General features: G+C 71.3%; 2 protein-coding genes and 1 pseudogene. All 3 read left to right on the forward strand.

The window, feature by feature from the left end:
- Nucleotides 1-828 (forward strand): histidinol-phosphate transaminase (locus tag I59_RS05735; RefSeq protein WP_022903051.1); only part of this gene is annotated, 828 nt, incomplete at its 5' end.
- The gene (gene hisB / locus I59_RS05740) at nt 825-1,427 is read left to right on the forward strand and encodes an imidazoleglycerol-phosphate dehydratase HisB (RefSeq protein WP_022903052.1); all 603 of its coding nucleotides are present in this window, start codon (nt 825-827) and stop codon (nt 1,425-1,427) included. The genes I59_RS05735 and hisB, both read left to right, overlap by 4 nt.
- Nucleotides 1,424-1,513, forward strand: a pseudogene (locus tag I59_RS23380) (imidazole glycerol phosphate synthase subunit HisH); the annotation flags it as partial. The gene hisB and the pseudogene I59_RS23380, both read left to right, overlap by 4 nt.

The raw sequence follows: 1,513 nt of genomic DNA on the forward strand, positions 1-1,513 counted from the left end.
AACGAGGTGCTGCAGCAGCTCCTCCAGGCGTTCGGCGGCCCGGGGCGGAGCGTCCTCGGCTTCCCGCCCACCTACTCGATGCACTCGATCCTCGCCTCGGGGACCGGAACCCGTTGGGTCCCGGCGGAGCGCGACGCCGAGTTCGGGATCTCGCCCGAGACGGTCACCGCGGCCATCGCCGAGCACCAGCCGGACATCGTGTTCCTCTGCGGGCCGAACAACCCCACGGGCACGCCCCTGCCCATCGAGACCATCGCCGCGGCCTACGACGCGACCGACGGCGTCGTGATGGTCGACGAGGCCTACGCGGAGTTCATGCCGGACGATGCGCCCAGCGCCCTGACGCTCCTGCCGGGCCGTGAGCGACTCGTCGTCTCCCGCACGATGAGCAAGGCGTTCGCGTTCGCCGGCGCGCGCGTCGGGTACCTCGCCGCGCACCCCGCCGTGATCGACGCGATCCGGCTCGTGCGGCTGCCCTACCACCTCTCTGCCCTCACGCAGGCGGCCGCGGTCGCCGCGCTCCGGCACGCCCCGGCGATGCTCGCGATGGTCGACGACATCAAGCAGCAGCGCGACCGGATGGTGACCGAGCTCCAGGCGATGGGCTACCGGACCTACGAGTCCTGGTCGAACTTCGTCCTGTTCGGCGGCGTGGCCGACCCGCACGCCGCATTCGAGGCGCTCCTCGAGCAGGACGTCATCGTGCGCGACCTCGGCATCCCGAACCACCTCCGGGTGAGCGCGGGGACGGCGGAGGAGACGACGGCCTTCCTCGACGCGATGCGCCGTGTGGCCGCCGTGCAGCCCCCGGTTAGGGTTGAGGCATGACCGCCCGTACCGCCTCGATCAGCCGGAGCACGAGCGAGTCGAGCATCGAGCTCGAGCTCGACCTCGACGGCACCGGCTCCTCCGACATCTCGACGAGCGTGCCGTTCTTCGACCACATGCTGACGGCGTTCAGCAAGCACTCGCTCATCGACCTCCGTGTGCGGTCGACGGGCGACACCGACATCGACGCCCACCACACCGTCGAGGACACCGGCATCGTGCTCGGGCAGGCGCTCCGCCAGGCCCTGGGCGACCGTTCCGGCATCGGTCGGTACGGCGACGCGCTCGTCCCGCTCGACGAGGCACTCGCGCAGGCCGTCGTCGACGTCTCCGGCCGACCGTTCCTCGTGCACACGGGGGAGCCCGAGGGCTTCGCCTTCCACCGGATCGGCGGCCACTTCACCGGGTCGCTCGTCCGCCACGTGTTCGAGGCCATCACGGTGAACGCCGGCATCACGGTGCACGTCCGTGTGCTCGGCGGTCGCGACCCGCACCACATCGCCGAGGCCGAGTTCAAGGCGTTCGCCCGCGCGATGCGGAAGGCCGTTGAGCTCGACCCGCGCGTCGACGGCATCCCGAGCACGAAGGGCACACTGTGACCGCGAAGCCGAACGTCGTCGTCCTCGACTACGGCTCGGGGGACGTCCACTCGGCAGCCAAGGCCCTCGAGCGCGCCGGGGCCGCG

The organism is Curtobacterium sp. B8 (assembly GCF_000333315.1).
GTDB classification, from domain to species: Bacteria; Actinomycetota; Actinomycetes; order Actinomycetales; family Microbacteriaceae; genus Curtobacterium; species Curtobacterium luteum.